This window comes from Paenibacillus sp. J31P316 (genome assembly GCF_056269105.1).
Genome location: NZ_JBWDNI010000013.1, coordinates 102,222 through 126,330, shown reverse-complemented (window position 1 = coordinate 126,330; position 24,109 = coordinate 102,222). Strand labels below are relative to the sequence as shown.

Annotated in this window: 23 protein-coding genes and 1 riboswitch; of the genes, 14 read left to right on the top strand and 9 right to left on the bottom strand. The window is 58.7% G+C overall.

What is annotated here, in order from left to right; all coding sequences use genetic code 11:
- Positions 1–187: 187 nt before the first annotated feature.
- From AC0YNU_RS25570 to AC0YNU_RS25560, 3 genes are all read right to left on the bottom strand, one after another.
- On the bottom strand, positions 188–799 hold the full coding sequence (locus AC0YNU_RS25570) for a cysteine hydrolase family protein (protein ID WP_475761528.1): 612 nt from the start codon (positions 797–799) through the stop codon (positions 188–190).
- Positions 800–828: 29 nt separating this feature from the next.
- On the bottom strand, positions 829–1,812 hold the full coding sequence (locus tag AC0YNU_RS25565; protein WP_475761526.1) for an ABC transporter substrate-binding protein: 984 nt from the start codon (positions 1,810–1,812) through the stop codon (positions 829–831).
- Between the two features lie 49 nt (positions 1,813–1,861).
- Positions 1,862–1,981: riboswitch (guanidine-I (ykkC/yxkD leader) on the bottom strand.
- Positions 1,982–2,132: 151 nt separating this feature from the next.
- The gene (locus AC0YNU_RS25560; RefSeq protein WP_475761524.1) at positions 2,133–2,723 is read right to left on the bottom strand and encodes a nitroreductase family protein; all 591 of its coding nucleotides are present in this window, start codon (positions 2,721–2,723) and stop codon (positions 2,133–2,135) included.
- Between the two features lie 339 nt (positions 2,724–3,062).
- On the opposite strand from AC0YNU_RS25560, the gene AC0YNU_RS25555 reads away from it, so the two are divergent.
- Together AC0YNU_RS25555 and AC0YNU_RS25550 are read left to right on the top strand one after the other, a co-directional pair.
- The gene (locus AC0YNU_RS25555; RefSeq protein WP_475761522.1) at positions 3,063–3,683 is read left to right on the top strand and encodes a molybdenum cofactor guanylyltransferase; all 621 of its coding nucleotides are present in this window, start codon (positions 3,063–3,065) and stop codon (positions 3,681–3,683) included.
- 199 nt (positions 3,684–3,882) lie between these two features.
- Positions 3,883–5,361 (top strand): amidase family protein, encoded by a 1,479-nt coding sequence (locus AC0YNU_RS25550; RefSeq protein WP_475761520.1) that lies wholly within the window; start codon positions 3,883–3,885, stop codon positions 5,359–5,361.
- A gap of 232 nt (positions 5,362–5,593) precedes the next feature.
- Here AC0YNU_RS25550 and AC0YNU_RS25545 read toward each other — a convergent pair whose 3' ends face one another.
- Positions 5,594–6,832 carry a nitrate/nitrite transporter gene (locus AC0YNU_RS25545; RefSeq protein ID WP_475761569.1) on the bottom strand — a complete coding sequence of 413 codons (1,239 nt, stop codon included), beginning with the start codon at positions 6,830–6,832 and terminating at the stop codon, positions 5,594–5,596.
- Positions 6,833–7,173: 341 nt separating this feature from the next.
- Positions 7,174–7,728, bottom strand: a complete 555-nt coding sequence (locus AC0YNU_RS25540; RefSeq protein WP_475761518.1) for an ANTAR domain-containing response regulator — start codon at positions 7,726–7,728, stop codon at positions 7,174–7,176.
- Positions 7,729–8,116: 388 nt separating this feature from the next.
- Here AC0YNU_RS25540 and nirB point away from each other — a divergent pair, with 388 nt between their 5' ends.
- From nirB to AC0YNU_RS25500, 8 genes are all read left to right on the top strand, one after another.
- Complete coding sequence (gene nirB, locus AC0YNU_RS25535; RefSeq protein WP_475761516.1) at positions 8,117–10,576, top strand: nitrite reductase large subunit NirB; 2,460 nt, start codon at positions 8,117–8,119, stop codon at positions 10,574–10,576.
- A gap of 92 nt (positions 10,577–10,668) precedes the next feature.
- Entirely contained in the window at positions 10,669–10,998 is a 330-nt protein-coding gene (gene nirD / locus AC0YNU_RS25530; RefSeq protein WP_475761514.1) for a nitrite reductase small subunit NirD, read from the top strand.
- A gap of 58 nt (positions 10,999–11,056) precedes the next feature.
- Entirely contained in the window at positions 11,057–11,878 is an 822-nt protein-coding gene (locus AC0YNU_RS25525) for a uroporphyrinogen-III synthase (protein ID WP_475761512.1), read from the top strand.
- Between the two features lie 12 nt (positions 11,879–11,890).
- Positions 11,891–12,658, top strand: coding sequence for a uroporphyrinogen-III C-methyltransferase (gene cobA / locus AC0YNU_RS25520; RefSeq protein ID WP_475761510.1), 768 nt, complete (start codon positions 11,891–11,893; stop codon positions 12,656–12,658).
- Between the two features lie 415 nt (positions 12,659–13,073).
- Positions 13,074–13,772, top strand: coding sequence for a DNA alkylation repair protein (locus tag AC0YNU_RS25515; protein WP_475761508.1), 699 nt, complete (start codon positions 13,074–13,076; stop codon positions 13,770–13,772).
- 126 nt (positions 13,773–13,898) lie between these two features.
- On the top strand, positions 13,899–14,723 hold the full coding sequence (locus tag AC0YNU_RS25510) for an alpha/beta hydrolase family protein (RefSeq protein ID WP_475761506.1): 825 nt from the start codon (positions 13,899–13,901) through the stop codon (positions 14,721–14,723).
- 412 nt (positions 14,724–15,135) lie between these two features.
- Positions 15,136–16,512, top strand: a complete 1,377-nt coding sequence (gene nagZ, locus AC0YNU_RS25505; protein WP_475761504.1) for a beta-N-acetylhexosaminidase — start codon at positions 15,136–15,138, stop codon at positions 16,510–16,512.
- 226 nt (positions 16,513–16,738) lie between these two features.
- Positions 16,739–17,488 (top strand): GTP cyclohydrolase II, encoded by a 750-nt coding sequence (locus tag AC0YNU_RS25500; RefSeq protein ID WP_475761567.1) that lies wholly within the window; start codon positions 16,739–16,741, stop codon positions 17,486–17,488.
- A gap of 103 nt (positions 17,489–17,591) precedes the next feature.
- Here AC0YNU_RS25500 and AC0YNU_RS25495 read toward each other — a convergent pair whose 3' ends face one another.
- Together AC0YNU_RS25495 and AC0YNU_RS25490 are read right to left on the bottom strand one after the other, a co-directional pair.
- Positions 17,592–17,921, bottom strand: coding sequence for a YnfA family protein (locus AC0YNU_RS25495; RefSeq protein WP_475761502.1), 330 nt, complete (start codon positions 17,919–17,921; stop codon positions 17,592–17,594).
- A gap of 18 nt (positions 17,922–17,939) precedes the next feature.
- Positions 17,940–19,046, bottom strand: a complete 1,107-nt coding sequence (locus tag AC0YNU_RS25490; protein ID WP_475761500.1) for an ArsR family transcriptional regulator — start codon at positions 19,044–19,046, stop codon at positions 17,940–17,942.
- Between the two features lie 1,135 nt (positions 19,047–20,181).
- Between AC0YNU_RS25490 and AC0YNU_RS25485 the strand changes: the two genes are divergently transcribed.
- The 4 genes from AC0YNU_RS25485 (at position 20,182) to AC0YNU_RS25470 (ending at position 22,407) form a co-directional block, all read left to right on the top strand.
- The gene (locus AC0YNU_RS25485) at positions 20,182–20,754 is read left to right on the top strand and encodes a TetR/AcrR family transcriptional regulator (RefSeq protein ID WP_475761498.1); all 573 of its coding nucleotides are present in this window, start codon (positions 20,182–20,184) and stop codon (positions 20,752–20,754) included.
- Between the two features lie 31 nt (positions 20,755–20,785).
- The gene (locus tag AC0YNU_RS25480; protein WP_475761496.1) at positions 20,786–21,178 is read left to right on the top strand and encodes a DMT family transporter; all 393 of its coding nucleotides are present in this window, start codon (positions 20,786–20,788) and stop codon (positions 21,176–21,178) included.
- 29 nt (positions 21,179–21,207) lie between these two features.
- On the top strand, positions 21,208–21,531 hold the full coding sequence (locus AC0YNU_RS25475; protein WP_475761494.1) for a DMT family transporter: 324 nt from the start codon (positions 21,208–21,210) through the stop codon (positions 21,529–21,531).
- A 252-nt stretch (positions 21,532–21,783) separates the two neighbouring features.
- Positions 21,784–22,407, top strand: coding sequence for a YjgB family protein (locus AC0YNU_RS25470; protein ID WP_475761492.1), 624 nt, complete (start codon positions 21,784–21,786; stop codon positions 22,405–22,407).
- A gap of 89 nt (positions 22,408–22,496) precedes the next feature.
- On the opposite strand, the gene AC0YNU_RS25465 is transcribed toward AC0YNU_RS25470, so the two are convergent.
- Complete coding sequence (locus AC0YNU_RS25465) at positions 22,497–23,126, bottom strand: DsbA family oxidoreductase (RefSeq protein ID WP_475761490.1); 630 nt, start codon at positions 23,124–23,126, stop codon at positions 22,497–22,499.
- 321 nt (positions 23,127–23,447) lie between these two features.
- Positions 23,448–24,104, bottom strand: a complete 657-nt coding sequence (locus AC0YNU_RS25460) for a metallophosphoesterase (RefSeq protein ID WP_475761488.1) — start codon at positions 24,102–24,104, stop codon at positions 23,448–23,450.
- Positions 24,105–24,109 lie beyond the last annotated feature (5 nt).

Sequence of the window (24,109 nt, the reverse complement as noted above, 5' to 3'; positions counted from 1 at the left end):
CTAGTTAGCGGCATGCTCCAATCGAGGCAGCGATGACGCAAGCGACTTTTTTTATAATCGACGGGGCCGACCGAATATGCAGCCAAACCCAAAAAGACACGCAATCCGCCGCAGGGGCAGAAGCGCGTCTCTTTGGTATTTCTTTGCTATGAATGCGGGGGTACGATCATTTTCAACAATGGCAAGCTTACGATTTCACCGTCATCTTTTCGAGCAAACCGATGATTTCCGCTGAATTCGTCTCCGATGCCGTCTGCAAATATTTGATCGCGTTCAAGGAGGCTTGGTGCGCTTCCGGACTGGAGCCCCGCACGCAATCATGCATGATTCGCACGTAATAGTCGTGCTGGTGCGCGTCCGCGGACGTGTAATGGACGCAAACGTCGGTCAGGAATCCGCAGATGATGAGCGTCTCTACCTTGAGTCCCTTGAGCAAAATATTCAAATCCGTGGAGAAGAAGCAGCTGTACCGGCGTTTGCCGATCGCGAACTCCCCTTTCATCGGCTTCAAGTCGTCGAGAAATTCGACGTCCTCGGAGCCTTCCAGGCAATGCACGTCTTCCACGCCTTCAAGCTCCCTGCCGAAGTCTACCATCTCCGGGCGATGCAGCTCCTGGAAGAAAATAATCGGAATCTCCGCTTGGCGGGCCGACTCGAGCACGACTTTGATATTGTCTACCGCGGTTTGGGCGTCGAAGATCGGAATCGGCGTTTTGTCCGGGGGCAGCAGCGAGCCCTTCGTAACGTCAATGATCAGCAGGGCGGCTTTGCCAACGATCGTATCAATCGGTTTTTTCATTCGATATCACTCCGCTTCTTTAGGATTGGTTATTTATAAAGGAAATTGTCGAACAGGTCGGGGGCTTTGATGTCGTTCTCGATCAGCTTCTTATCCAAGAAGAAGGTTGAGAAGTCTTGCGCGTGCTGCTCGAGCGCGCCGAGCCCGTCGGTCATTTTGATCTTGACCTCGCTTTGGGGAATCAGCTTCACGCCATCCATCATGGATATGACGTCTTCTTTGCTGGCTTCGAGCTTCTCGCCGACGATCGCGGCGGCTTCATCGGTATCGGAATAATAGAACTCCGTGCCTTTGTCGATGGCATCGACGAGCTTGCGGATCTCGGATCCGTGGTCTTGGATCAAATCTTCGGAGGCGACCATGCCGTCGATGATCAAATCCGGTGCTTCCTTCGTGGAGAAGAGGAGGTTGCCGCCCTGGGCCATCGATTGCGATAAGTAAGGCTCCCAGGTGACTGCGGCGTCTACTTTGCCCGACATGAACAGCGGGCCCGTTTGTTCCGGAGCGACGTTACTGAGCTTCACGTCGGATTCGCTGAGACCGGCCAGCTTGAGCGCGTGATCGAGAAGAAAATGATTCACGGCGCCGATCGTCGCGGCGACCGTTTTGCCCTTCAAGTCCGCGACCGTCTTGATGTCCTTACCGGCTACGATCCCGTCCGCGCCGCTCGAGAGGTCCGTGAGGCTGAAAACTTTGAGGTTCTTCGACTGTTCGTTCGATTTGACCATGACCGCGGTATCGAGCGTCGTGAGCGCGATGTCCACGTTGTTGCTGAGCAGCGCTTGCGTCGCTTCCGTCGGGCTGGCGAACTCGATCAGCTTGACTTTGATGCCCGCATCCTCGAAGTAGCCCTTGTTGTCGGCGATGAACAGACCGGCGCTTCCGACCCACTGGTTGTACGCGACTCTCAGCGTGATGTCATCGTTCTTGGAGTTCTCCGAACCGCAGGCGGATACCGCCGTGACCGAGAGCAATGCGACGGGAATCAGCAGGTACCGATTTAATTTGTTCATGGCAAAACCCCCTTTAAATATAAAAAGCCCGGGAAATTAGATCGCTCTAATCTCCCGGGCTTTTATCCCTCCGTGTAGCCGAGCGTGCTCGGCCGCTCTCTCTCGGTCCAGACTTTATCGACCCGCCGGAAGCGGCGCATCGGTAAACGGAACCCTAGGGAGCAATGGTGTTAAGTTTTATGACATAATCATAACACTTAACTTGGGATAGTCAACGCTTATGAGGAAAAATTTGTTTTGCGTTAGTATATCTAACATTTAAATTGAAATTCATGCCGCCCGGCGCTAACGCCTTGCCGGCGCAGGGACGCTTCATGGCATCAATGCCATTTCACGACTTCCTCGTACGGCAGGAAGCTGCGCGGTCCCGGTTGTTCCGCCGCCCGTCCGAACGGCATCTGCGCGACGAGCGACCAGGATGTGGGAATGTCCCATTCTCGGCCGACCTTCTCGTCGATGATCGGATTGTAGTGCTGCAACGACGCGGCCAGGCCTTGCTCGGTCAAGCCCAGCCAGACGGCATATTGGAGAATGGCGCTGCCTTGGTGCGACCAGTTGTGAAAATGCATCTGATACGACGGCGGCGATTTCTCCTGCGTCGCCTTGACCGTCGCTTGGTCCTCGAAGAACAGCACCGTGCCGGCGCCGCCTTTGAATCCGTTCATGCGCGCTTCCGTCGGGCCGAACTTCTCGGGCGGCACGTGGGTACGCAGCGTCTCGGTTACGATGTCCCACAGCTGTTCGTGGTTCTTGCCGCTCAGTACGACGAGTCGTCCGCTCTGCATATTGAAGGCCGATGGCGCATGCAGCGCGAGCTTGATGACTTCTTCAATTTGCGAACGCGGTACCTCCGGGGAATTGCTCAGCTTGCGAATGGAGCGGCGTCCTTTAATGATTTCTTCCAAAGCCATATGAATTCATCCTCTCCGTCAATCTCGTATTCAGCCGCGGGCTAGCGGGCAGCTATAGGGCTTATTACTTCCCTGAAAGGCGTGCATGTTCCTGCAAAGCCGTAGATCCCGGCCCTTCTCCGGTGCCCGCGCAAGGCATGCCCGCTGTGAGCTTCCTTCACATTCCTTTCACCGCCCTCTATACTGGAAGAAACAGACGGCATGGACAGGAAGCGGATTGGTTTGCGTGTACAACCGCGAGGTTGGACATACGGCATTCTTCTAGATGAACAGACGCGGCGGGCGGCGAGCGGGTGCAGGCCGCTTCAATATGAGCGGGATGGAAAGGGGCGAGTAAACATGGGAACAAAGGCGATCACCGGCATCATTCTCGCCGGCGGGCGCAGCACGCGCATGGGAAGCAATAAGGCGCTGCTGCAGGTGGATGGCAAGCCGCTGCTGCGGCGCTTGGCGGAACGGATGCTGGCGCTGGGCATGCAGCGCATCGTCATCGCTTGCGGCACGGAGGAGCGCGGGCGCGAATATCGCACGCTGCTCCAAGGGTTGGCGGGCGAGGTCGAATTGGCGGCCGATCGCTTCCCGGACTGCGGTCCGCTTGCGGGCCTGCATGCCGCGTTGAGCGCGATGACGGAGCGCGGTTACGGCTTCGCGATGGCTTGCGACATGCCGGTGATATCGGAGACGTTGTTCGAGCGAATGCGAAGGGCGGCTGAAGAAGCGGCGTCTCGTCCGCAGCTCATCCGGACGGAGCTGCAGCCCTTCCATGCGCTCTATCATACGAGCGCGGTCGCGGAACTAGAACGGCGGTTAGAGCGGGGAGACCTTCGCGTCATGCCGCTGCTAGGCGCGCTGCTTACGATCGAGCTTGCGCCAACCGCGAACGAAGAAGAGGCGTTCGTTAACCTGAATACGCCGGAGCTTTATGAGCGGTATGTCCATTCGCACGGGGAACGCGACTGACTAAAGTGCTGATGAGGCGTTTCATCCTCGCTGCGACGACTCGCCTTTGCTTTTGACGGGAACGGGTCGGGTTTTCTCAGCCTGGGAATCGACAGGCTCACGCCATTCCGACAATGGATTGTGCCGACAACGGCTGGCAATCCTCCGCATAGCGAGAATAAACGGACAAGTCTAGCCAGCTGTAGTAAGATTGAAAGAAATGGAAAAAGGTGATAGCGTGGCATTCGACATCGAAGAGGCGACGATCGCGGACATGCAGGCGGCGTTTGCTAAGGGTGAGTTGACTTCCAAGCAATTGGTGCTGGGCTATTTGAACCGAATCGCGGATCATGACAAGAGCGGATTGCTGCTCAATTCCGTGCTGTCCGTCAATCCCGACGCGCTGTTCATTGCGGAAGCGATGGACCGGGAGCGCGAATTGAAAGGGCCGCGGGGTCCCATGCACGGCATTCCCGTCCTGCTCAAGGACAACGTCGACACCGGCGACAAAATGCCGACGAGCGCCGGTTCGCTAGCGCTTGCCGACAGCTATGCGCCGGAGGATGCTTTTATCGTGAAGCGGCTGCGGGAAGCGGGCGCCGTTATTCTGGGCAAAGCCAACATGACGGAATTCGCCAACATGATGACCGAAGGCATGCCCTCGGGGTACAGCTCCCGCGGCGGCCAGGTGATGAACCCGTATAACATATCGACGCCCACCGGCGGCTCGAGCGCGGGATCGGGCGTCGCGGTCGCGGCGAACTTCTGCGCGGCGGCCGTGGGCACGGAGACGTCGGGCTCGATTCTGAACCCGAGCAACCTGTGCTCGGTCGTCGGCATCAAGCCGACGGTCGGGCTGCTAAGCCGGACGGGCATTCTTCCGTTGTCCAATTCGCAGGACACCCCGGGGCCGATGGCGCGAACGGTCACGGACGCGGTGCTGATGCTGCAAGCGATGCTGGGATACGACGACCGCGACGCGGCGATGGGCAGCGGGATTGGCAAACAACCGGCGGACTACACCGCGTTCCTCGATAAGAACGGACTGCAAGGCGCGAGGATCGGCATTCCGCGGGATTATTTCTTCGAAGAATTGACCGAAGAACAGCTGGCGATCTTCGATCGTGCGGTCGGGATCATGCGGGACATGGGCGCGACGATCGTCGATCCGGCGAATATCGCGACGGCCCGCACCATCGCCTACTCGACCGTGCTGCTGAACGAATTCAAAGCTTCTTTGAACGCCTACCTCTCGAAGCTCGGTCCAGGCGCCCCGATGCGCACGCTGAAGGACATCATCGCGTTTAATAACCAGTATCCGGTGGAGACGTTGAAATACGGGCAAAAGACGTTGATGCACGCGGAGTTCCACTCGACCGGCGCGTTAACCGACGTTCGCTATCTGCAGGACCGGGCGACGGACATCCGATTGTGCAAGGATGAAGGCATCGACGCGGTGATGCTGGAGCATCGCTTGGATGCGGTATTGTTCCCTGCGGACTTCGGTTCGCGGTTCGCGGCCCGCGCGGGTTATCCGTCCGTGGCCGTGCCGGCGGGCTACACGGCCGCCGGTCCTCCGTTCGGCGTCGCGTTTACGGCGAGGGTCTACGAGGAACCGACGCTGATCCGCCTCGCTTATGCGTTCGAGCAGGGCACGAAGTTCAGGCGGCCGCCGTCTCTTCAAAGCTTTGTGAATTGATTTGGCGATATCCCCGTTAAATAAATCCCCGTTCATGGCAGCTGGCCGTGGACGGGGATTTTTGCAAGCGGCCGCTGTATGCCAGACGGCTATCGGCGATAAAGGCGGTCTCGAATCTAAAGAGGGATGAGGCGGATTGTAGTCCGCACCATCCCTCTTGTATTCTCTCGATTCGTCTTGGGCGATCCGGCGTCTCTGAATGCAGATCCGGCGTTAGGATGGCGATCCAAGATTAGGAAGCGATGCTTCCCTGCACGGTTGCATCGACGCGGGCTTTGCCGCCGCTGCCGATCCACGTTTTCTTCCACGCGCCTTGGATGACGAGAATCAGTACGATGCAGACGAGCGCCACGCCGCTTAAGATCAGGAAGCCCGGCGTGTACGAGCCGGAGGACAGCTTCAGGCTGCCGAGAATCTTCGGCAGGAAGAAGCCGCCGAGTCCGCCCGCGGCGCCCACGATGCCGGTCACGATGCCGATCTCGTTCTGAAAGCGGAGCGGGACGAGCTGGAACACGGAGCCGTTGCCCATGCCGAGCGCCATCATGCCGATGAACAGCAGCACGATCATGACCGGCAGCACGGGGAGCGTCGAGATGCAGCCCATCATAATGGCGACGACGCCGTACAGCAGCGTTAGCATACGGAGACCGCCGACCCGGTCGGCAAGCCAGCCGCCCACGGGCCGGAAGAAGCTGCCGGCGATGACGCAGAGCGTAGCGAAGTCGGCTGCACGCACGGGGCTCAGCCCGTACTGGGTGTTGAAGAAGATGGTCAAATAGTTCGCCATGCCGACGAAGCCGCCGAACGTGACGCTATAGAAGATACAGAACATCCACGTATCGCGCTGCTTCAGCACGGCACCGTAATCCGAGAGCTTGCGCGGAGCGGGCTGGTTCGGGCTGTCCTTCGCGAGGATGGAGAAGACGACGAACACGATCGCGATCGGGATCAGCGCGAGGCCGAACACGACATGCCAAGTGCCGTAATGCTGCGCGATCCGATTCGCGAACAGCGTCGCGAACACGGTGCCGCTATTGCCCGCTCCGGCGATGCCCATCGCGAGACCTTGATATTTCGGCGGGTACCAGCGGCTTGCCAGGGGCAGCGCGGCGGCGAAGGAAGCGCCCGCGATGCCCAGCATGAGCGCGACGGCATACAGCTCGCTTAGCGAATCAACGAATTTCCAGCCCCAGATCAGTGGAACCATCGTGAGAATCAGGCCTATTTGACCTGTGCGTTTCGCGCCGATCACGTCCGTCAGGTAGCCCAGCACGAGCCGCAGGACCGAGCCACCGAGGACGGGCAGGGCGACCAGGTTCGCCTTTTGCGCGGCATCCATCGGATAGTCGCTCATAATGACCACGGCCAGCGGGCCGAGCAGCGACCATACCATGAAGCTCAAATCGAAATACAGGAATGCGCTCAGCAGCGAGGGGGTGTGCCCGCTCTTCAAAAAACTTTTACGGTCCATCATCATTGTAAAACTCCTCTCCAAATTTAACTGAATGCTTCTCTCTCTGTGGACTGCGAGGCAGCAGACGGATAATCCGCGCCTGGTGGAATGCATAAGGTCGTTCACTCGAGTGCCACGTTGCCGCAGCCGTGCAAAACGCAATAAAAGGCCGCATCGCAGTCGGGTGAACTGCAATACGGCCTCATTGCCAACGGCAGCACGTCGGTGTGCTTGCCGAGTTAACATCGTTCGATACACATCTTTGTGATCTTAGTTTGCATTATAGGGGCGGATGAAATCAGATGTCAAGATGTCTGACATAAAAATAAAATCGTCCTTTTCGCAGCCGTTTGTTCGCCTCAGCCGTGAATGAGCTGGTAGACTTTCACGATCGAAGCGGATACATCGCCGATCCGCTTGCGCTCGTTCATGGCCTGCTTGCGGAGAAAATCATAAGCCTCCGACTCGCTGATGCCTTTGATCTCGCAGAGTACGGCCTTCGCCTGATCGATCCACTTTCGCTCCTCGATCCGCTGCATCAATTGCTCGCGTTCTTCCGTCCAGCGCTTGCGCTGTTGGAAGACCCGCTGTCCCCAGCCCAGCGCCACGTCCATCTCGAGGCTGTTCATGGAGCCGAAGAGGACGCCGTCCAACGTATAGCCCCAATCGATATCTTTGGGCATCGCGCTGTCGGTGCACAACCATAGCGTCGGCACGCGACGCAGGCCGGCAATCGTAGACTGCCAGCCTTGCAGTGCATCCATTGGCACATGCAGTACGACAGCCTCCGCATCGCCGATGAATTTTCGTGCCTCCTCAGCGCTCGCCGCCCGGTGAAGCGACTTGCAGCATTGCCGCAGGCCGTGCAGGGAGATGGGGGGCCTTCCTTTTTCGAGCAAAAGAATGGATTTCACGATGATCACCTCATTGAACGGGGCTTGGGATTCCATACAGTCGGGTTAGAATGGGGTGTTTGGATTGAAATGTGATCTAATCTAACATTAAATCCGCGATAAATCGGTCATTAAAAAGAAGCTGTTGGTGTTATTATGAAACAGCTCACCATTACGTGTCAAGATAGTTGACATATATCTTAATGCGAACTATAATCGAGTCAAGATATTCGATTCGACGGCACAATGGCGTGCCTCTACGATCCGGCAATGGAGCCTATCTCATGCGTCTTCTTCTCTTTGACGCGGGGATGGGCTTTTTATGATTTCTGGGCAGTACGGCCGACGACTGGCTGAGTTGACGCAGGCAGCAAGTCTCAACATTATCTTACCTTTAGGAGAGATCGCCATGAAGAAGAAACTCGTCATGATTGGAAACGGCATGGCCGGCGTGTCATTCGTCGAACAGCTGCTGAAGCTGAGTCCGAACCGGTATGACATTTCCATCATCGGAGCGGAGCCTCATCCGAACTATAACCGTATCATGCTCTCGTCCGTTCTTGCGGGCGACGCCAGCATGAACGATATCGTGCTTAACGATTGGAATTGGTACCGCGACAACGGCATCGCGCTGCTGGCGGGGCAAGAGGCGGTTTCAGTAGATACGGAGCGGCGTACGGTGTCCACGAACGCCGGGGAGACGCTCGCTTATGACGAGCTGGTGTTCGCGACGGGTTCGCTGCCGTTCATGCTGCCGATTCCGGGAGCCGATAAAGAAGGCGTCATCGCGTTCCGCGACATCAAAGACTGCGAGATGATGATGGAGACCGCCAAGCACTACCGCAAGGCGATCGTCATTGGCGGAGGCCTGCTCGGTCTCGAGGCGGCTCGCGGGTTGCTCAATCTTGGCATGGAGGTCGGCGTCGTCCATAACAGTCCCTTTCTAATGAACCGGCAGCTCGACGAGACGGCATCCCGGATGCTGCGAGCGGAGCTGGAGGGCCAAGGGATGAAGTTTCTGCTGGCCAAACAATCCGGCTTCATTACGGGCGAAGCGCGCGTCACGGGGCTGACGTTCAAGGACGGTACGCACGAGGAAGCCGATCTGATCGTGATGGCTGTCGGCATCCGGCCGAATGCGCAACTGGCCAGAGCCGGCGGAGCCTTGGTGAACGACGGTATCGTGGTGAACGATTATATGGAAACGAATGTCCCGAACGTATACGCGGTCGGAGAGTGCGTGGAGCATCGCGGCGTGGCCTACGGTCTTGTGGCGCCGCTGTACGAACAAGGTGCTGTTCTGGCCAAAAGGCTGGCCGGCGTGGACAGCGACGGCTACCAAGGGTCGGTCCTCTCGACGAAGCTTAAAGTATCCGGCGTCAACGTCTTCTCGGCGGGACGCTACACGGACGAACCTGGCACGAAGGCGCTTCGCGTCCAGGACGAATTGGACGGTATCTATAAGAAAGTCGTTTTCGAAAATGGCAAAGTCGTGGGCGCGGTCCTGTTCGGGGATACGAGCGAGAGCTCCAAGCTGTTCTCGGCGATCCGCAGCGGGAAGGATTACACCGGGAAAGAGAAAGAGGTGCTGTTCGGTCCTTCCGGCGGGGCGGGCGGCAAAGAGTCCGCAGGCGACGCGGATCTCGTGGCGGCCATGAGCGGAGACGAAATCGTCTGCGGCTGCAACGGCGTGACGAAGGATACGCTGCTTGAAGCCATTACGGAGAAAGGCTGCGTGAGCGTCCCTGAGCTGAAAGCCTGCACCAAGGCATCTGCCGGCTGCGGCGGCTGCAAGCCGCTCGTGGAAGCGATTTTGACGACGACGCTCGGCGCCGATCAAGTGGCCGCGGTCAAGGAAGGGATCTGCGGATGCACGACGCTGTCCCGCGACGAGGTCGTGGGCGCGATCCAGCAGATGCGCCTGACGACGACGAAGGAAGTCATGCACGTGTTGGAATGGAAGCATCCCGAGGGCTGCTCCAAGTGCCGGCCGGCGCTCAACTACTACCTCGGCATGGCGTTCCCGGAAGAGCACGAGGATGAACAGGAATCGCGCTTCGTCAACGAACGCAATCATGCCAACATTCAGAAGGACGGCACATACTCCGTCGTGCCGCGAATCTACGGCGGCGTGACGACGCCGGAGGATCTCAAGCGGATCGCGATCGTGGCCGAGAAATACCAAGTGCCGCTCGTCAAATTCACCGGCAGCCAGCGGATCGACCTGCTCGGCGTGAAGAAGGAAGACCTGCCGGGGATGTGGAAGGACCTCGATATGCCTTCCGGCTATGCCTACGGCAAGTCGCTCAGAACGGTTAAGACTTGCGTCGGCAATACGTTTTGCCGCTTCGGCACGCAGGACGCCATCAAGATGGGCGTTGACCTGGAGAAGAAATTCGAGCGCCTGAACACGCCGCATAAAGTAAAGCTGGCCGTATCCGGCTGCCCGCGCAACTGCGCGGAAGCGACGATCAAGGATCTCGGCGTCGTCGCGATCGACGGCGGCTGGGAGCTCTACGTCGGGGGCAACGGCGGTACCCGCGTCCGGGCGGCGGAGCTGCTCACGAAGGTCAAGACCGAGGAGGAAGTGCTCGCGTGGACCGGCGCGTATCTGCAATATTATCGCGAAACGGCGAACTACATGGAGCGTACGAGCGAATGGTCCATCCGCGTTGGCCTGGACACGATCAAGAAGGCGCTCGAGAAGCAGGAAGACCGTGACGCGCTGAACGCCCGCATCGACCAAACGCTGAAGCTTACGAAGGATCCGTGGAAGCAAATCATCGAAAGCGACGAGCTGCGCAGCGCGTTCGAAGCGCTGACGGCGATAGCAGGCACGGAAGCTGCCGCGCCGGCTGACGCGAAGTAAGCTGGCGTTAACCTATACGACAATGATATCGGCTTCATATATAGAGGGCGGCTGCCGCACCCGGCGGCGCCGCGCAAAGGAGTGGAAGAGCGATGAATGGAGTGGCGGCAGGGCATATTTCCGAATTCCCCGAGCGATCGGGACGGATCTTCCGAATGGGCAGTCTGGAGCTGGCCATGTTCAAGTTATCCGACGGCACGGTCAAGGCGGTCGAGAATTCGTGCCCGCATAAGCGGGGGAAGCTCTCGGAGGGCATCGTCTGCGACCATCACGTCTATTGTCCCCTGCATGATTGGAAGATCGACTTGCATGACGGCCTCGTGCAAGCGCCGGACCAAGGCTGTGTCGATACGTATCGGGTCGAGGTGGACGGAGGCGGCAACGTGATCGTGTACGTGAAGGACGCAGCGGAATCGGCATAAAAGGTTTGGCATGGTATCCAGACGGCGGCATAGCCCGATGAGAGCGGAGGCGGCGACGATGGCGAGAATGGAAGGCAAGGTTATAGCTGTGACGGGTGCGCGCAAAATGGATGACTTCAGCAGAATGGTGGCAAAGTTCGGCGGCTCGGCGGTATCTCGTCCGGCGCAAGGCACGGTCTACCTCGATGAGTCCAGCATCGAGGAGCAGCTGAAGGCGCTCATCGCGCGACCGGCGGATTGGCTTCTATTGACGACCGGTACAGGGACGGAGGCGCTGCTGGAATCGGCGGAGAGGCTGGGGCTCCTCATGCCGTTCCTGGCCGCGCTCGGCCGGATGCGAATCGCGGCCCGCGGCTACAAGACGGTAGCCGCGCTGCGCCGTTTCGGTCTGGCGCCGGATGTGCGCGACGAAGACGGCACGACGGCCGGCCTGCTTCGCGCGATGGGAGACTGCGACCTGAACGGCCGGCGGGTCGTGCTTCAGCTGTACGGCGATCCCGCTCCGAAGATTACGGGCGAGCTTGCGGCCCGCGGCGCCGTCTGCGAGGAATTGCTGCCTTACCGTCAGCTGCCGCCGGAGGACGGCGAAGTCGGCCTGTTGATCGATGAGATCATTCGCGGTCAAGTGGACGCCGTCGCCTTTACGAGCACCGCCCAAGTGCGCTGCGTGATGGGCTTCGCGGCCGAACGGGGCAAATTGGACGCCGTGCGCGAGGCATTCGCGGGCCGTGTGTTGGCGGCTGCCGTCGGCAAAGTGTCGGCGGAGGCGCTGCATGAGGAAGGCGTGGAGCGGGTGCTTTTCCCGGAGGAAGAACGTATGGGCAGCATGGTGGTCGCGATCCGCAAGTTCTTCAGTGCAGCCGAAGATCACGTCGCTTAAGGGGGAACGGGTATGAGCCATAGCGGAAAAGTCTACTTAACCGGCGCGGGGCCGGGCGATCCCAAGCTGATCACCGTGGGCGGGCTGGAGAGCATCCGGTGCGCGGATGTCATCATCTACGACAGGCTCGTATCCGACGCGCTATTATTGGAAGCGCGCCGCGGGGCGGAGCTGCTATACGTGGGCAAAGCCTCCGGTCATCATACGCTGAAGCAGGATGATATCAATGCGCTGATCGCCGAGCGGGCGGATCGCGGACTGACGGTGACGCGCCTGAAGGGCGGCGATCCGTTCGTGTTCGGCCGAGGCGGCGAAGAAGCGGCTTATCTAGCCGAGCGGGGCATTCCGTTTGAAATCATACCGGGCGTTTCCTCTTCCATCGCCGCACCGGCTTATGCCGGCATACCGGTGACGCACCGCAAGCTTGCCGCGTCGTTCGCCGTCATCACGGGCCATGAATGCGCGGATAAAGACGGCGCCTGCGTGGACTGGGCATGGGCGGCGGGCGCGGAGACGCTCGTCGTCTTGATGGGGCTGCAGCAGCTGCCTTATATCGTGGAGCAGCTGCTCGGCAACGGCAAGCCGCCGGCCACGCCGATCGCGCTGATCCAGAGCGGTACGCGGGCGGAGCAGCGAGTGGTGGTCGGCACGCTGAAGACGATTGCGGCGATGCCGGAGACGGCGGAGCTGACCAGCCCGGTGGCCATCGTGATCGGCCCGGTCGTCGCGATGCGGGAGAAGCTGCAATGGCGGGCGGTCGAGGCGGTGCTGCAGGATTAGCGCTTCAATACTAGTTCGGATCTCGGCAATACAACGGATCTTAGCAATGGTTATTTAGACATCCTTGGCAACCGTATTCCGATGCGATCGGGGTAAGGTTGTTTTTGGTTGGGCGGGAAGTGCTCCGGTCGATGCTGAAGCCTGGCCCGAAGTGGAAGTCGAGCCAGGAGTCGAACCCGAAGCAGAACTCAAAACCGAGCCCGAACCTCAACCGCAACCGTAACCGCAACCGCAACCGCAACCGCAACCGCAACCGCAACCCTAACGGCAACCGTAGCCCGGCTCCTACCCCGCCCCTAACCCCAACCGATTCGGAACCGACCCACGCTCTCTACTCCCCCGCCGGTTCTAGCTTTGAGAACGTTAGCGATCTTTTGGTATAATTTGATTGCGTATATCTAAGGGGGCCGATGGAATGGCGGGAACGGTGCAAGCGGGGAGTGCTGCAGCTTATACGGACAAGCTGGAAGCGTTGCTGCGCAACCATGCGAATGCGGAGCAGGCGGTCGCGATGACGGCGTACATGCGGGATCAGTTTTCTTTTCTGGGTATCCGTACGCCTGAACGGACTGCATTGACGAAGCGATTCATGAAGGAGCAAGGCGTGCCGGCCGGAGCGGACCTGGAGTCGGTCGTTCGCCTTCTGTGGGCGCTGCCGGAGCGGGAATTCCATTATTCGGCGATGCTGCTTATGGACAAAAGAAAGAAGGATTTGGGTCCGGAGCACATGGAGCTGCTTGAACATCTGATAACCACGCATTCCTGGTGGGACACGGTGGATTTGCTGGCTAGTCATTTGGCGGGCACGTTGTTCGGCAAGCATCCGGACCTTGTTCAGGCGTACGCGGAGAAATGGATCACCTCGGACAATCTGTGGCTCCGCCGCAGTGCGATTTTGTTTCAGCTTGGGTACAAGGGCCGCACGGACGCGGCGCTTCTGTTCGCGCTCATCCGGCGCACGGCGCACGAGAGCGATTTTTTCATGCGTAAGGCAATCGGCTGGGCGCTGCGAGAGTATGGCAAGACCGACCCGGACGCGGTGCGTGCTTTCGTCCGCGAGACGGAGCTGTCGCCGCTCAGCGTGCGCGAAGCGCTTAAGCATATCGGCGAATGATGGCGCCAAGCAAGCCTCCGACTGCCTAAGGCTTAGCCAAAATGCCAATTGACGGAGTCCGGCAACCGTGGTATTCTTAATTCCAACAAAGTAGGTAGGAATTATAGGAATAAGGTGGTGCCGAACATGAATCATCCCATAACAATCAAGAGCGGCGATATCGAGCTGGCAGGCGTGCTGCAGTATCCGGTCGTAAAGGAAGGCACTAGATATGCGGCCAAATATCCGATCGTCATCATATGCCACGGTTTTGTAGGCAATCGGATGGGAACGGACCGGTTGTTCGTAGAAGCCGCGGAACGATTGACCAATAGTGGCTATCTCGTGCTGCGCTTCGACTACGGCGGCTGCGGCGAAAGCACCGGCGATTACGGCAGCGGCGGCTTGGATGAACTCATCGCCCAGACGCGCACGGTCATCGATTATGCGTCGAGTCTTGATCTGGTCGATTCGGAACGGCTCATTCTTTTGGGGCATAGCCTCGGCGGCGCGGTTGCCGTACTGACGGCTGCGCGGGATGCGCGCGTGAGGTCGCTCGTGCTGTGGGCGCCGGTGGCGCATCCGTATATGGATATCCGCAACATTATCGGTACTCAGGCGATCAAGGAGATCGAGACGGTCGGCCAGACCGACCATTTGCACTATTTGTTCACGAAGCGCTTCACCGATTCGCTTGCCCAATACCAGCCCTTGACAGAAACGCGCGCCTACGCCGGCGACGTGCTGATCGTACACGGCTCGGGGGACACGGTCATTCCTGTGGATTATTGCTTCTTGTATCAGAAAATGTTCTGGCTCCGCAAGGAGGGCAATTGCGATAAGGAAGTCATCCTGCAAGGAAACCATACCTTCTCCAGCAAAGCCTCCCGCGACGAGCTGTTCGATGTCTCGCTTCGCTGGATCGACGGTATCGGCAAACGCCGGGGCGATTGGAGCCAGTGGACGATTTAAGGCGATTGGTTTGCGTTTCCGTCGCGAGACGGAAATGCAGCATTCGCCTACTTCGTCAGCATGGATTGGTTTACGTAGGATGATTGGTTTGCGTTTCCGTCGCGAGACGGAAATGCAGCATTCGCCTACTTCGTCAGCATGGATTGGTTTACGTAGGGCGATTGGTTTGCGTTTCCGTCGCGAGACGGAAATGCAGCATTCGCCTACTTCGTCAGCATGGATTGGTTTACGTAGGATGATTGGTTTGCGTTCGTTGTCGGATGACAGGGAATGCAGCATTCATCCTTTTTGTCGCGAGATGGTTCGCTCGCTTCCGGTGCCTCCGGCCGATCTGCAACATTTCAAGCGTCTTCTTTCGTCGGATAGGGTAAGACTAGGGAAGACATCCTTGAAACGACTGGAGACATCGATGATGAGAAAAATATGGCTTATGCTGCTGGTCCTAACGGTCGGCCTTGCAGGCTGCGGATCTAGCGGCAATCATGAGGGAACGACCGGCGGCGGGACGACGCCTTCGGGCACGGTCGAGCCGCCGAAAACGCCTGATGATGAGAACCAGCCTTCGCAAACCCCCGGCCAATCGGGCGATTCATCCGGCAACGCTCCTTCGCAAACACCGGCGGAACCGGACGACAATTCCGGCAACGCGCCGTCGCAGCCGTCGACCCCTGAAGAGCCGGTCGAGCCAACGCCGGCGGAGCTTGCCGCACAGCAGCTGAAGGAGATGACGCTCGACGAGAAGCTGGGTGAGATGGTCATCGCCGGGCTCGACGGAACTGCGGCCAGCGCGCAGACGAAAGCTTTGATTCAGCAGCAGCACGTCGGCGGCTTTATTTTCTATAAAAACAACGTCACGACGCCTGCGGGCGTGGCCGCGTACGTCAATCAGCTCAAAGCGTGGAACAAGGCCAATCCCTCGCCCTTGCTGATCTCGGTGGACCAAGAGGGCGGCCGTGTCAGCAGACTGCCGGGCCTGGTCAAGTTTCCTGCGGCGAGAGTGATCGGCGATACGGGCGACGTCTCGTACGCAAGCGCGATCGGAAGCGCGCTCGGGCAGGCGAGCAAGCTGATGGGCTTCAACGTGGATTTTGCCCCGGTGCTGGATATCAACAGCAATCCGAACAACCCTGTCATCGGCGACCGTTCCTACGGCACGACCTCGAAGCGGGTAACGGATATGGGCTTGGCGGTTATGGAGGCCATTCAGAAGAAGGGCGTCATTTCGGTCGTGAAGCATTTTCCGGGGCATGGGGATACGTCGGTGGATTCCCATCTGGAGCTGCCGGTCGTGAACAAAAGCTTGTCCCAGCTGAAAAAGTTCGAATGGGTGCCGTTCAAAGCCGCGGTCAAGGACGGCGTCGACATGGTGATGGTGGCGCATATTCTATTCCCCGCTATCGATAAAAACAATCCGGCCTCCCTCTCCAAGACGATCATCATCGATCAACTGCGCGGAGAACTCGGCTACGGCGGCGTCGTGATCACGGACGATATGACCATGGGCGCGATCGCCAATCATTTCGGGCTGGCGCAGGCTGCGGTCAAGTCGGTGCAGGCAGGCAGCGATATTATTTTGCTCGCGCATGGCTACGAGGACGCGAAGACGGTACTGACCGCTTTGAAGCAAAGCATCCAGAAGGGCGGGCTGACGGAGAAACGGATCGACGAGAGTATCATCCGCATTCTGACGCTGAAGCAGAAATACAAGCTGACCGACGCTGCGGTTGCGGCGCATCCTGACGTCAGCGGCGTGAACGCGGCCATCAAGAAAGCAGTCGCCGCGCACTGACACCGGACATCGTACGGCAGTCTAATGGATTAGCCGCAAAAAGGCATGACAGGAGGCCGTTCTCGGCGACAGCGCAGGCTGCTGCGGGGAACGGCTGATTTTTTATTCCGTGGGAACCCTAAGCGGGTAAAGCATGATGGATGGAAAAATGCAAAAACGGTTGTTCGACGAATGCCGAAGTTCAAGGAGGTGCGGAATGCCGGTTATCGATGAGAGTATCGTCTCCATGCTCGATCAGAACATCGAGACGATCAAAAGCAAGAACGGAACGATTATTTTGGTGGGCCCGATTAAGCTCCCCGTCAATTTGGACGGAGAAACGGTCGAATTTCAATGGTATTGCTGGCTGCCGTGCAAAGATCTCGTTCATAAGGAGGGCGGCTGCAAAGAGACGGAACGGACGGAGTTTCTGATCGAGCAGCTGTCGGCCTCGAATTTGGCGGAGAAACAGCAGTCGAGCGTGCTCGTGCACGGCGATTTTGCAAATGGCGAGGATGCGCTCATCCGTATGCACAGCATCTGCCACACGGGCGACATCTTCGGCAGCAAGCGATGCGATTGCGGTTTTCAACTGCATCAATCGATGAAAATGATCGTCTCGCACGGAAACGGCGCGCTCTTCTACCTCGCCAACCACGAGGGCCGCGGCATCGGGCTGTTCAGCAAGGCGATGGCTTATCTGCTGCAGGAGAAGGGCTACGATACGGTGGAAGCGAATCTCGAGCTCGGCTTCAAGGACGATACGCGCAGCTACGACGATACGCTGGTCGTGCTGAAGCATCTGCGGAGCAAGCCGGTCACCTTGATTACGAACAATCCGCGGAAGCTGGATGCGCTTAAGGCGTCCGGTATGAACGTGGGCGGCCGCGTGCCGCTGTGGGGCGATATTTCCGAGTTCAACCGCAAATACTTGCAGACGAAAGTGAACCGCTCGGGGCATTTCGACGAGGAACTGACCATTCCTGAGAGGACTTGAGGGGCAAGGATGATAGTGACCATAACACCCAATAAACAAACCCGTGCCGGAGTCGGCGCGGGTTATTATGGTTTGCGGCCGTGCATCAGGGTGTCTGCCGAAGTTACGCCGAACGGGGTGCCCACAGCATGATGGACACGCCGACAAGGCAAATCGCTGTGCCGATCCAATCGTAAGCATCCGGGGTTTTACGATCGACGAGCCAGCCCCACAGAACGGCAAGGACGATGAACACGCCGCCGTAAGCGGCATAGACTCGGCCGAACGAGGGGAAGCTTTGAAACGTCGGAATGACGCCGTAAGCGACAAGGATGAGGCTGCCGATGAGTCCGAACCACAGCGGTTTGGCATCTTTGAGCCAAATCCATACGAGGTAGCCGCCGCCGATCTCGGCGATGCCGGCAAGCAGGAAGAGCAGGATGGCGATGATCATGGGAGCTCCTTTCGGCGGTTAGGCATGGACATGGATGTTGAGCTTCGGGTAGGCGGCGCGGATGGCCTCCGCTCGCGCGTTTATCCGTGCTGGATCGAAGCGCCCGGCAAATAGCTCCGGATCAGGCTCGAACGTCACGCTTAATCCGGTCTCTCCCGTCATGCCGATTGTGCGCAGGGGATGCTGCGGAATGCCGTGCTTATAGCTTTGGCGAGCTATTTTGCCTTCCCGCCGCACCTCCACCTGCAGCTGCGCGGACATGGCATTGACGACGGCGATGTTGATGCCTTTGGCGCTGCCCGGTACCGTAACTTCCGCTCCCTGAATGGCCAGCTGCCGAAGGTCGGTCATGACGGCGTGCAGCCAAGTGCGTCCCGTGCCAGTGCCGCCGAGCAGTGAGGTGGGAATGCCTCGACCGTTGTCCGCGACCGTGATGGAGGCGTCGTCGATAAAAAGGTGGATGTCGCTGCAATGGCCCGCCTCGTGTTCTAACAGGGAGTTCTCGAGCACCGCCCATAACAAGGCATGCGGATCGCAGCTGCCGGGCTCGATTGTCGGACCAAAGTAGTCGCCCGCCCGCTCCCTTGCCGCGGTCATCTCCAAATAGTCGCTCGTATCGCTAAGGTCATTCGATGCCGCGAGGAGCAGCAGGATCGGGAGCAGACGCTGCGGCTGCACGGAGTACGTGCCGCCTCGTTCTTCCTGCCGCAGCAGGTCGGCCCCGGCCAACGCTTTGATATGGTGGTACAACTGTCCGGTCGTGCCCATCTGCAGCTGCTCGACCAGCGCGGTTCCCGTCTGCGGCTGCGAGAGAAGCGCGCGTAAAATATCCAGCCGCTGCTTATGGCCGAGCGCGGCCAGTACCTTCGCCACGCGCTCGCTGTCGAATCGAAGCAGCTCGTCGACAGCGCGCTCCTGCGGCTCCCACTTCAGCAGAGTTTCCTCCTGCCGGAAAGTACCGACATAATGCACGGCCCCTTGCGATTGCGGCGCCTGTGTCTCGGCGGCAACCGTAGGAGTGCTGCCTGCCCTAGCGGCAGGCGGCCGCCCGAGCAGGTCCTGCAGCTGCAGAACCTGCGTTTTCAGCCAATCTAACTCTGCTCCGAAATCCCGTTCGTCATTCATTCTGATCACCTCACGAATTATTATTTCGTAATTACGTAATTACATAATAACATAATAAGGTAATGGCTTCCAGTGAAAATTTAAATGGTGCCGTACGGTAGGCGGCCAAGCGCAGCGTACCAACGGGGGCGAAGGGGGAAGCCCCCAGGGTTTGCGCACTTACCTGCCTCGCAGGTTTTGCGAATGGGAGCGACTTTGGTGCGAAGCACCACGAGAGCGCCCATCGCAAAGCCGGAGCCTCATCGCAAAACCGAAGCTCGCAAGAAAGGGGCAACCAAGCGCAGCGCGGCCACGGGGGGGAAGGGGGAAGTCCCCAGGGTTTGTGCACTTACCTGCCGCGCAGGTTTTGCGAATGGGAGCGACTTTGGTGCGAAGCACCACGGGAGCGCCCATCGCAAAACCGGAGCCTCATCGCAAAACCGAAGCTCGCAAGTAAGGGGCAACCAAGCGCAGCGCGCCAACGGGGGAGAAGGGGGAAACCCCCAGGGTTTGCGCACTTACCTGCCGCGCAGGTTTTGCGAATGGGAGCGACTTTGGTGCGAAGCACCACGAGAGCGCCCATCGCAAAACCGGAGCCCAGCAAGCAAGGGGCAGCCAAGCGCAGCGCGCTCCAAGGGGGAGAGAAGGGGGAAGCCCCCAGGGTTTGTGCACTTACCTGCCGCGCAGGTTTTGCGAATGGGAGCGACTTTGGTGCGAAGCACCACGAGAGCGACCATCGCAAAGCCGGAGCCCAGCAAGTAAGGGGCAAGCGCAGCGCGCCCCGGGGGAGAAGGGGGAAGCCCCCCAGGGTTTGTGCACTTAACCTGCCGCGCAGGTTTTGCGAATGGGAGCGACTTTGGTGCGAAGCACCACGGGAGCGCCCATCGCAAAACCGGAGCCCGCAAGCAAGGGGCAGCCAAGCACAGCTCGCCCCGGGGGAGAAGGGGGAAGCCCCCAGGGTTTGCGCACTAACCTGCCGCGCAGGTTTTGCGAATGGGAGCGACTTTGGTGCGAAGCACCACGGGAGCGCCCATCGCAAAACCGAAGCCTCAAAACCGGAGCCCCTTGACAGAACCCCCATACCAAGCTATCATAGCCAGAGGTTAACTAACGTTCGTTAGGCAATATGTTTTCCGCATAAAAGGAGTGTATTTCCATGACGGCCAAAAGTCTCAAGCAAGCTGCCCTGACGCTGTTCGCGGAGTCGGGTTATGAAGGCGTCTCCTTGTCGGAAATCGCCAAAACCGTCGGCATCAAGACGCCTTCGATCTATGCGCATTTCGAATCCAAGGAGCAGCTGTTTCTTGCGCTGCTGGACGATGCGGTTCACGAGGAACACGAGAAATTCACGCTGTTGCTCCAAAGCATGGAGGATCAGCCGCCTATAGAGCGTTACTACGCGGCGTTTCGCTTCTTCACCGACCTCGACGGGTTGACTAACGGGCAGTCGTTCCTGAAGCGTACGATGCTCATGCCGCCGCGGAATTTGGAAGAGCGTCTGCGGAGCGAGTTTATCGGGCACGAGGTTTCATTTACCGGTCCGATGATGAAGCTGCTCCGCGAATGCGCGGGCACGGAAGCGAGCGGCGAGGAGCAGGTCGAGCGGCTGCTCGCGCTCTTCTACGCCGTCATCGACGGGCTGCTCGTGGAACACAAGCTGTACGATACGGAGCTGTATCGCCGGCGGCAGACCCTGTTATGGGGCTGGCTGCAGGATGCGCTTCGTTAGGAGCAAGCGAGATAAGGAGGATGAACCTGCCATGGCATGGATGTATTTGCTCATTGCGGGCTGCCTGGAAGTGGCATGGGCCTATGGCCTGCAGGAATCGGAGGGATTCACCCTGTGGCTGCCGAGTCTGATCACGATCGCGCTCCTGGCGGTGAGCTTCGTCTTCTTCGCCAAAGCGATGAAGCGTGTCGAGATCGGTACGGCTTACGCGGTTTTCACGGGAATCGGAACGGTAGGTACGGTTATTGTGGGCATCGTCGTGCTGGATGAGCCAGTAAATATATTGAAGCTGCTGTTTATCGCCCTGTTGGTGGGCGGCATCGTCGGACTGAAAGTCATTTCCGGCAGGGATGAGGCAGAGGGTTCAAACCAATCGCCCCAAACGCTTCATTCGGTCCAATCGACGAAATCCTCAGCAGAATAAGAGAGAACGCATGAAAGGGGGGATCGGTCGTGGCATGGTTGTTTCTGCTGCTTTCCGGACTCGGGGAGGTCGGCGGCGTCACGGGCATCAAGATGTCGAACGGCTTTAAAAATTGGAGGGGCACGCTGCTCGCGCTGGGTTCGGGGTTTGTCAGCTTCTACTGCTTATCGCGGTCGCTGCAGGATATTCCCATCAGCACGGCCTATGCGATCTGGACGGGAATCGGTTCCGTCGGCAGCGTCATTCTAGGCATGCTGGTGTTCGGCGAATCTCGGGACAAACGAAAACTGGTCTTTATAGCGATGATTATTATCGGCGTGGCAGGGCTCAAATTCGTAGGCGGCGTGCATTAAGCAGGCCGTCTTTTTTATGTTTATTTAGAGTCGTCCCATGCATCGCGCCAGCGGCAATTCGCCCCGATGCCCTTTCGTCGCTGCGGGATATTTGCCAACTTACTTTCCTATTGTTACTTGTTACTTTATTGTAGCTATTTCGTTACTATTTTGTAACGGAACCGCTGGGCAGGATGGGTAATATGAGGATGTAGAGAAAAGCAGTCAAGCCATCGTCCCTAGTCGCAATCAAACGAAAGAGGAGTGTGCATCATGAAGAGCACTAATCATACGTCTTTGAAACTTTGGAGCAAGCTGGCCCTGGCCGGCGTCATCGTGGCCGGTTCCGCCGCATTCATCCCGCATCCGCAAGCCCATGCGGCGAGCGCGACCGCAAGCAAAGCATCGACAACCGCGGCCAGCCTCAGCGCGCAACAAGGCAGCACATATATCAAGACCATTTACTCGCTCGCCAAGGAAGGCAAGATTCCGGGGTTGAACGCCATCGCGGGCAAAACGCCGATTTCGGCGGTCCATTATAAATGGGGCGAGCCCGATAAAGGCGCCGGCAAAGGCAATCATTACGAATCGTACAACTTCGGCATGGGCAAAGGCGCTTTCGCCTTCGGCGTCAACGCATCGGGAATTATCTACGATCTCCGCAATTTCGGGGAATCCGTCGATCAGTCGGTAGGCATCAAGTCGCTGACGTTCGCCTCCGTCATCAAGACGCTCGGCATGCCGAAGGAAGTTCGCTTCAGCGGCACGGATAAGATCTACGTCTACCATCCGGCTGCTGCTTACGAGTTGAAATTCGTCGGTCCGAGCACGGTTGCCAAGGGTAAAGTGGCGCATATCGATCATATCAACGTCTACGCGGCAAAAGCGGCAAAGTAAAGCGCGCGCCGCAAATGAAAAACGTCCGAAACCGTCGGCAGCCGATTTCGGACGTTTTTTGCGCTTCACAGGCGCTCATCATTCGTTTATTAGACTCTGGCGCCGCCCATCAAGCCGAACAGCTCTTCCGCGGGATAGGCGCCAGACAGCGCGTAGCGGTTATTGAACACGAAGAACGGCACGCCCTGCACGCCGATTTGGCGCCCGCGCTTCAGATCGGCTTCGACTTCCTCTTCGCCCTCGCCCCGTTCGAGGCGTTCCTGCAGGTCAGGCGCCTGCACGCCGATCCGCTCCGCAATGGCTAGGATTTCGACCATTTGCGTCACGTCTCCGCCGTCTTCGAAGTAGGACTTGAACAAGGCCTCGACGGCTTCTTCTTTCTTCTCTTCGGGAAGGAGAGCCACGAACCGGTGCGCCAGCCGCGTGTTCGGCATTTTGCCGACCCGGTCGAACCTGAAGGTCAGCCCGACCGCCGCGCCTGCGCCCGTCACATGCTCAACGACTCGTTTCATAGACTCCGCGCCGCCCATTTTGCGTATCATCGCTTCGTCGAACGCTTGACCTTCTTCCGGCAGACCGGGATCCAATTGGTAGGCATGATAAGCAACGGTAACGGGTTCGTCGTTCTGCTCGGCCCATAGCTGCAGAGCGCGGGCAAGGTTCTGTTTCCCGATTCGGCACCATGGACAAGCGATATCGGAATAGAGGTCTATATGCATCTGATCGCGACAACCTTTCCCTGAGTGTATTTTGAACCAGCTTCGGAATGGCATGGTCTTCAATCGTTCTCTATCCATGCTAATGCAGATTCGGAAATCAAGCAAGAGCGGAGGGGGCGGCTGCGGGAAAAGGCGGCATGCCAAGAGAGAGGGCAAAGCTGAAACGGGGAGCGGGCCGCCGTCACGGCAATCGACGATCGTATGCTCGTCGTGCGCCGCGCCGTCGGCCGTAAAAAAAGCACCCTGCACCGCCGTCCGCTGGCCGGAACGGCCATTGGCGACGCGTGCATGAGGTGCTTCCGATTCTAGCGGCCATCCGATTCAATACGCCGACTGGTACACTTCCGACGCTCCCCAGCCCAGTCCGGACGTCGAGCACCAATAACTGATCCGCTCATGCACGTCGAACAACGTCAGCCGCTGTCCGTGCTTCGCGCCGGTGTCGATGCCGATCTTGCCTGCGCCGAACCATAGTTTCCCCGGGCGGGCGCCCAGCTTAAAAGTCGGCGTATGGCCGAACACGACGGTATATTCCGTCTCATTGGCGTGATTCAGGAAATCGTCGCGGATTTCGGTCAAATCCGTAAGCGTCTGGGCATGCAGCCCGATGCCCGGCCGAATGCCGGCATGGACGAACAAGTAGCCGTCCTCCATCCGGTAGCGGGGCAGGGCTCGAATCCAGCCGCTCCACTCCGCCGACTCTCCGCTGGGCGAGTCGGCATGGTCGAATTGCCGAAGCAGCTTCAGCTCGTGGTTCCCGAGCAGCGCGCATGCGCCTTGCTCCACGAGCGTCCGGATATAGCGGAGCGTCCCGAAGGTCAAGGGGTACGCGGCATCGATATAGTCCCCGAGCAAGATCAGCCGATCGCGCGACGGCTCGTAATCGGCGGCCGCGAGCAGCTGTTTCAATTCGTCTTCGCAGCCGTGGATGTCGGAGATGGCCAGCAGCCGTGATTGTATACTCGCGTTAGCGCGCACTGCCT